Source organism: Acidovorax sp. CF316, assembly GCF_000276605.1.
Taxonomy (GTDB): Bacteria; Pseudomonadota; Gammaproteobacteria; order Burkholderiales; family Burkholderiaceae_C; genus Acidovorax.
The window spans coordinates 21,033-28,228 of record NZ_AKJX01000054.1; the positions used below are offsets into that span (position 1 = coordinate 21,033).

7 protein-coding genes are annotated in these 7,196 nt (G+C 66.7%); 4 read left to right on the forward strand and 3 right to left on the reverse strand.

Annotated elements, in window-relative coordinates; all coding sequences use genetic code 11:
* Window positions 1-34: 34 nt before the first annotated feature.
* On the forward strand, window positions 35-1,474 hold the full coding sequence (creD, locus tag PMI14_RS05965) for a cell envelope integrity protein CreD (RefSeq protein WP_007851186.1): 1,440 nt from the start codon (window positions 35-37) through the stop codon (window positions 1,472-1,474).
* A complete protein-coding gene (locus PMI14_RS05970) occupies window positions 1,471-1,794 on the forward strand; it encodes a hypothetical protein (protein WP_035202568.1) in 324 nt (107 codons plus the stop codon). Before creD ends, PMI14_RS05970 begins: the two co-directional genes overlap by 4 nt.
* 20 nt (window positions 1,795-1,814) lie before the next feature.
* Here PMI14_RS05970 and PMI14_RS05975 read toward each other — a convergent pair whose 3' ends face one another.
* From PMI14_RS05975 to PMI14_RS05985, 3 genes are all read right to left on the reverse strand, one after another.
* A complete protein-coding gene (locus PMI14_RS05975) occupies window positions 1,815-2,309 on the reverse strand; it encodes a hemerythrin domain-containing protein (RefSeq protein ID WP_007851192.1) in 495 nt (164 codons plus the stop codon).
* A 167-nt stretch (window positions 2,310-2,476) separates the two neighbouring features.
* On the reverse strand, window positions 2,477-3,058 hold the full coding sequence (locus PMI14_RS05980; protein WP_007851195.1) for a hypothetical protein: 582 nt from the start codon (window positions 3,056-3,058) through the stop codon (window positions 2,477-2,479).
* 125 nt (window positions 3,059-3,183) lie between these two features.
* A complete protein-coding gene (locus tag PMI14_RS05985; protein WP_007851196.1) occupies window positions 3,184-3,402 on the reverse strand; it encodes a CsbD family protein in 219 nt (72 codons plus the stop codon).
* Window positions 3,403-3,753: 351 nt separating this feature from the next.
* Between PMI14_RS05985 and PMI14_RS05990 the strand changes: the two genes are divergently transcribed.
* Window positions 3,754-5,919 (forward strand): DUF1800 family protein, encoded by a 2,166-nt coding sequence (locus PMI14_RS05990; protein ID WP_007851198.1) that lies wholly within the window; start codon window positions 3,754-3,756, stop codon window positions 5,917-5,919.
* Window positions 5,920-5,933: 14 nt separating this feature from the next.
* Window positions 5,934-7,196: DUF1501 domain-containing protein (locus PMI14_RS05995; protein ID WP_007851205.1), on the forward strand; the 1,263-nt coding region annotated here is incomplete at its 3' end.

A 7,196-nucleotide genomic window follows, 5' to 3' on the forward strand; every position in this document is an offset into this window, starting at 1 on the left:
ACTGCCTGCACATTCATCACCTGTGGAGGACTCCTTGAAACACCCCTTGTTCATCAAGCTGCTGGGGCTGGCAGCCATCGTGCTGCTGCTCATGGTCGGGCTGGGCCTGATCGAGGACGTGGTGCGCGACCGGCAGCGCTACCGCAGCATGACGGCGCAAAGCGTGGCCGACAGCCTGGCCGGGCCGCAGACGCTGATGGGCCCGATGATCCACAGCGCCTGCGTGGAAAGCTGGGATGTGGAGACCGGCAAGGGCGAGGAGCGCCGCACCGTGGAGCAGCGCCGCGAATTCCTGCTCACGGCCATGCCCGAGCAGCTCAAGCTGCGCACCGGCGCCGCGATGGAAGAACGCGCCCGCGGCCTGCACAAGGTCAACACCTTCAACCTCAAGTCGCACATCACCGCGCAGTGGGGTGCGCTTGGCAGCCTGCAGCCGCAAAGCACCATGAAGGGCTCGCGCATGCACTGCGGCGCCCCCATCCTGATGGTGGCCGTGGGCGATGCGCGCGGCATCCGCATGGCCCAGGTCACGCTGGGCGAGCAGGCGCTGCCGCTCAAGCCCGGCACCTTCCACCCCACCTACACGCGCGGCCTGCATGCCAGCCTGCCCGAGTCGGTGCGCGGCCGTGCCGAGGGCCTGACGGCCACGCTGGACCTGGAACTGGTGGGCACCGAGCGCCTTTCCATCGTGCCCCTGGGCGGCAGCACCGAGGTGCAGATGACCAGCGGCTGGCCGCATCCCTCGTTCTCGGGACGATTTCTCCCCTCCGAACGCGAGGTGACGAAAGACGGGTTCACCGCCCAGTGGCGCCTGTCGTCGCTGGCCACCACGGCCCAGCAGGACATCGCCAACAGCAAGCGCATCTGCGTGAACGGCCAGGACAGCCCGAACGAGTACGCGGCACCGGGCGGCGGCACCGCCAGCGACTGCGCCGACAGCTTCAGCGTGGCCTTCGTCGACCCGGTGAACCCCTACACCCTGGCCGACCGCGCCACCAAGTACGGGGTGCTGTTCATCGCGCTGACCTTCGTGGCCGTGGGCCTGTTCGAGCTCATGAAGAAGCTGCGCGTGCACCCCGTGCAGTACCTGCTGGTGGGCAGCGCACTGTGCAGTTTCTTCCTGCTGCTGGTGAGCCTGTCGGAGCACCTGCCCTTCGGCATCGCCTACGGCATCGCGGCCACCGCCTGCGTGCTGCTGCTGGCCTACTACGCGAGCCACATGCTGGGCAGCCTGGCGCGCGGCATCCCGCTGGGCGCAGCCATTGCCCTGCTGTATGGCCTGCTCTACGTGCTGCTGCAGCTGGAGCAAACCGCGCTGGCCGTGGGTGCGATCGCGCTCTTCCTGGTACTGGCGGCCGTGATGGTGCTGACCCGCAAGGTCAACTGGTACGGACTGACCCCGGCTGCCAACACGCCCCGCCCGCCCGCCCACCCGGGATCGGCCAGCGCCACCCAGCCAGGGAGCCCGTCGTGAACACATCCGCCACGCGACAGCCTCCCTCGGCCTGGGAGCAGCACCTGGCAGCGCCTGCCGCTGCGCCTGCAAGGTCCTTGTCGAGCGCCGAGGCCCGGCGCGTGCAACGCCACCGCGACCAGTTGCTGGCCGCCCTGCGGGCGCAGGACCGGGCCGCGCTGCAATGCGCCAAGCAGGCCGTGCTGCGGGCCGCCTATGGCCCACCGGATACGCCGGGCACGCCGGCCTCGGCCGCCCTGCGTGCAGCGCTGCGCGACCTGTCGTGGCACATGGCGATCCTGCGGCTGCCGCGCCACCCGGCCGGCTTGCTGGAGCGCTGAGGACGGGGCCCGGCGGTGGCTCAAACAGCCACCGGCTGCGCCGGGGACGAGCAGCCCGCGCCGCCGCAGCCATGCACCAGCCCGCCGGGCAGCGCTTCGGGTGCGTTCACCACGCCGGTGGACGCGTCGAAGCCCACACGGCGCAGGTGCAGGGCCAGCGCCGCGTCCATGGTCTGCGCATGCTGGGGAAACCACAGCGCCAGCTCGGCGGCCATCATGCGCAGCACCTGCAGGTCGCCCTGCCCCGCCTGCGCGGCGCCTTCGCGCATGACCTGCAGCACCACCTTGTGCTGCATGCTGTGGCAGTTTCCCGAGGCAAAGCGCGTGGCGGCCATCCACCGATCCTCCATGCCGAAGTGCTGCTCGGTGTGGGCCACGAGTGCCTGCCAGTGGGCCAGCAGCCGCGCGTCGTCCGAGCGCTCCACCTGGGCCAGGAGGTCGACGAACTCCTCGTGGGTTTCGTCCATCAGCGGCAGGTCCAGTGCCAGTGCGTCAGACCATTCCAGTGCTGCCATGTGCCATTCCGTTCTTGCAAACCATTGAAGGGCCAGCTTAGGGACTTCCGGCCCGGGCCGCTTTGACCCAGGTCAGACAGCGCCGCCAATGCAAAAGCCCCGCACGGGGCGGGGCTCTCCTGGGGCTCCGCCGCTCCTTGCAGGAGCAGGGGCCGGGTTCAGCGCGCTCAGCTCTGGCCGTACATGCGCTTGGCGTCGTCCACGCACTTGGACTTGGCGTCGCCGCTCATGGCGTCGCAGCGTTCCTTGGCGGCCTTGTAGTTGGCTTCGTTCTTCTCAGCCGAAGCGTCCTTGCGGGCTTCAGCCACATTGGCGCCCTTGGCTGCGGCATTGTCGGCAGGCTTGGCTTCGGCCTTGGCGACCTTGGCGTTTTCCTTGGCGGTGGTGTGGGCTGCCTTGGCATCCTTCACACACACGTCCTTGGCGTTGCCCTTGAGGTCATCGCACTTTTCCTTGGCCACATCGTAGTCGGCATCGGCACGTGCCACGCGGGCCTTGTTCGTGGCCTTGTCGGAAGGCTTGTGCTGGGCATCCAGCTCGGCCTTGGCGACGTTTTCGGCGCCCTTGGCTTCCTTGACGCAGATGTCCTTGGCGTTGTCCTTCAGGGTGTCGCAGTTCTTCTTGGCGGCTTTGTAGTCGGCCGAGATCTTGTCCTTGGCAGATTTGTACTCGGCGTCGGTCATGGCCATGGCGGAAGTGGCCAGCAGGCCAGCGGCAATGGAAGCGATCAGGGTACGGGCAAATTTCATGGTGTTCTCCTCGGGGTCTCAGGGTGTCTTGTAGGGCGATGAAAGAGCGATGTGCATTCGGTGGCCCGCCAACTGCAGGGTATTGGGCCCTGGAGGGTTCTGGCTACCGGTGCGCCACGGCCATGTCAGTCGTTGAAGCGGAAGTCGGGGTGGCGGCTCTGCCAGTCGCTGAGCTGCTTTTCGGCGGCGTCGCGGGCAATGCCCTGGCGTTCCTGCAGCTTGCCCAGGAACTGCTCGCGCTTGCCATCGATGACGTCGAGGTCATCGTTGGTGAGCTTGCCCCACTGCTCGGTGATCTTGCCTTTGAACTGCTTCCAGTTGCCCTTGATGGTGTCTTCATTCATGGTGTGCATCCTCCAAACATGTCGCTTCAGCCATCCACTCGGATTGCGTGGAACACTTGCGTGATGCGATGGAGAGACTGTAAGAACGGGCCCGCCTGCGGGGCGTAGTCCGCACCATGGAACCCGCGTCGGCGCATGCCTACGGCTTTGCCGGACAACCGCCCGTTAAGGCGTTTGGGCCGTTTGTGATCGCCGAAAAAGCGGGTGTTGCAGCAATGCATCGGAAAAACCCGGCCTGCTCTCTGTGGCGGCACCCGGGCGTTTCTTTTGGTAACGCTTACTAGCATGTAGGGAATGCAACTTTTGTAGGAGGTTGCCTACACTTCTCTACAAATCTTCACAAAAGTCGCTATGACACACGCCCACGAAGCTACCGATGCGGCGCTGGCAACACTGTTGCCCGCCCGCGCGCCCTCCTCTTTGTCGCCAGCCGATGCAGCACCAGGCGCGTCGGACTCCGTGGGCTCCCCGTGGCTCAAGGTCTCGGCTGCAGTCGCGGCCAGCGCTGCGCTGGCCGCGTGCGGCGGCGGCGAGGCCGAGGCCGAAGCCCCCCAGGCCCTGCGGCAGGCCGACAACGCCCCCCACATGCCGCTGTTGGGCGACATGGGCGGTTCGGGCTCCTTCCGGTCGGACCAGGCGGCCAGCCGCACGCCCACGCCCGATGAGCTGATGGACTGGGCGGAGATGGTGTTCCCGCAATTCTTCGACTCGCACCAGGCCACCATCACCAACGGCACTCTCGTGTTCCGCTACTACGGCGGCACGCGCAACTACCTGGGGGTGTACCAGGGCAACGTGGTGGTGCTGGGCCCGCCCACCAACAACGCCGTGGTCAACGTCGGCGCGCTGGCCAGCTTTGGCGATGCGGTGTTCTCCAGCGGCCGGCCGCTCAACGACCCGGAGGCTGCGCGCTTTCTGCTGCAGGCGGGCTTCGCGGCGACCACGCAGGACATCGCCACCGTCCGCTCCATCGGTTTCGAAGCCTGGCTGAATTCGCAGTTCAACGCGCCCATCGGCATCTCGGGCTGGGAATGGCTCAACCAGCGCGGCTATGCCACGGTCGACAACTCCACGGCCTACTACGACAACACCTACCCCGGCGACTGCATGATCTGGTCGCAGCTCATGACATCGCCCGATGGCCTGCGCAAGCGCGTGGCGCTCGCGCTGTCGGAGATCTTCGTGGTCTCGCTCTCGGGCCTGGACTTCAACTGGCGCAGCCACGCCATCGCGCACTACTGGGACACGCTGGTCCTGCATTCGTTCGGCAACTTCCGCAACCTGCTGCAGGATGTGTCGCTGAACCCGGCCATGGGCTACTACCTCAACACCCGTGGCAACCAGAAGGAGAACGCGGCCACGGGCCGCCAGCCGGATGAGAACTATGCGCGCGAGGTCATGCAGCTCATGTCCATCGGGCTGGTCATGCTCAACATCGACGGCACCGTGCGCCGCGACGGCGCGGGCCAGCCGATCGAGAGCTACAGCCAGTCCGACGTGACCAACCTGGCGCGCGTGTTCACAGGCTACGACTACAACCAGTCGCTGAACCAGCAAGGCACCGTGCCAGGCACCACGCGCACGATCCCCAACACGGCGTTCACGCGGTTGTCCATGTCGCTCAATGCCTCGCTGCACTCCAGCCTGGCAGTCAGCTTCCTGGGCACCACCATTCCGGCCAACACGCCGGGGGCTGCAGCCCTGGCCACGGCCATGGACACCCTGTTCTACCACGCCAATGTGGGGCCTTTCATCTGCAAGCAACTGATCCAGCGCCTGGTCACCAGCAACCCCTCGCCAGCCTACGTGGCACGCGTGGCCACGGTGTTCAACAACAACGGCGCCAGCGTGCGCGGCGACATGAAATCGGTGGTCAGGGCCATCCTGCTCGACGACGAGGCGCGCTCTTCCGCCGGCCTCACGCAGCCGGGCTTCGGCAAGCTGCGCGAGCCCATGCTGCGCCTCGTGCAGTGGGGTCGCACTTTCAACATCAGCTCCGGCTTCGGCAGCTGGAAAATCGGGGACACCAGTTCCGCCAGTTCGCGGCTGGGCCAGAGCCCGCTGCGCTCGCCCTCGGTGTTCAACTTCTTTCGGCCCGGCTACGTGCCGCCGTCGACCGCCCTGGCCCAGAGTGGCGCGGTCGCACCCGAGTTCCAGCTGGTCAACGAAAGCAGTGTGGGCGGCTACCTGAACTACATCCAGGGCGTGATCCGCAACGGCATCTACGTGAATGCGCCGGACGTTCCCTTCAACAGCAGCAACGGCACCAACGGCTACGACATCAAGGCGCTGTACACCCACGAGATGGTGCTGGTCGTCGACCCCGACGCCCTGGTAGCGCGCATCAACCTGCTGATGTGCGCGGGCCAGCTGTCGGCCGCCACCGTGAAATTGATCAGCGATGCGATCAAGGCCACGCCGGTCACGGCAGCCAGCACCGATGCCGTCAAGCTCAACCGCATCGCGTCGGCGATCTTCCTGGTCATGGCTTCGGCCGAGTACCTCATCCAGAAATAAGAGGACGCGCTGCCATGCACCTGCTCCAACCCGAACTCCACACCCGCCGTGCCTTCCTGCGCCGCAGCGGCCAACTCGGCCTGGCCGGTACCGCCCTGCCCTTTGCGCTGAACCTGGCCGCCATGGGCGAGGCCGCCGCCTTCACGGCCACCGACTACAAGGCCCTGGTCTGCGTCTTCCTCTATGGCGGCAACGACTACGCCAACACCGTGGTCACTTACGACGACCCGAGCTACCTCAAGTACAGCGCCATCCGCGGCGGCAACGGTCTCGGCGGTGGTGGCATCGCCATCCCCAAGGATGCACTGGGCGCCACCTTGCTCAGCCCCACGGCCGCCCTGCCCGGTGGTCGCCAGTACGCGCTGCACCCGGCCATGTCGGGCCTCACGGGCCTGTTCAACAGTGGCAAGGCCGCCGTGCAGCTCAACGTCGGCCCGCTGGTGGTGCCGCTGACCCGTGCCCAGTACAACGGCTCCAACCGCAGCCTCTACCCGCTGCCGCCCAAGCTGTTCTCGCACAACGACCAGCAGTCGGTGTGGCAGTCGTCCTCGCCCGAAGGCTCCACCATCGGCTGGGGCGGCAACATCGGCGACCTGGCCCTGTCGTCCAACGCCAACTCGCTGTTCACCTGCATCTCGGTCACGGGCAATGCGGTGTTCCTTTCGGGCGACTCGGCCCTGCAATACCAGGTGAGCACCAGCGGTGCGATCCCGATCAATGGCGTCAAGAACAGTGTCTATGGCTCCACCGCCGTGCGCTCGGCGCTGACCAGCCTGATCCAGCAGACCAGCGGTCAGACGCTGGAGAACGAATACAACAAGGTGACCACGCGCGCCGTGACCTCCGAATCGCTGGTCACCACCGGCATCGCGGGCGTGAACCTGGCCACGCCCTTCCCCGCCAACAACGGCCTGGCGGACCAGCTCAGGATGGTGGCGCGCCTGATCGGCGCGCGCGGCACCATGGGCACCAAGCGCCAGGTGTTCATGGTCTCGATGGGCGGCTTCGACCTGCACGACAACCTGATCTCCCAGCAGCCGGGGCTGATGCAGCGCCTGAGCGATGCGATGACCGCCTTCCACAATGCCACGGTGGAACTGGGCATCGCCGACAAGGTGACGGCCTTCACCGCGTCCGACTTCGGCCGCACGCTCAACTCCAACGGCGATGGTTCCGACCACGGCTGGGGCAGCCACCACCTGATGGTGGGCGGCGCCGTCAAGGGCAAGGCCTTCTACGGCTCCGCCCCGCCAGGCAGCAACACCAACACCACCGCG

What these genes read in the sequence shown, in the direction of transcription:
- PMI14_RS05990 (WP_007851198.1), top strand. Translation starts at nt 3,754, where the DNA reads ATGACACACGCCCACGAAGCTACCGATGCGGCGCTGGCAACACTGTTG.
- PMI14_RS05985 (WP_007851196.1), bottom strand. Translation starts at nt 3,402, where the DNA reads ATGAATGAAGACACCATCAAGGGCAACTGGAAGCAGTTCAAAGGCAAG.
- PMI14_RS05980 (WP_007851195.1), bottom strand. Translation starts at nt 3,058, where the DNA reads ATGAAATTTGCCCGTACCCTGATCGCTTCCATTGCCGCTGGCCTGCTG.
- PMI14_RS05975 (WP_007851192.1), bottom strand. Translation starts at nt 2,309, where the DNA reads ATGGCAGCACTGGAATGGTCTGACGCACTGGCACTGGACCTGCCGCTG.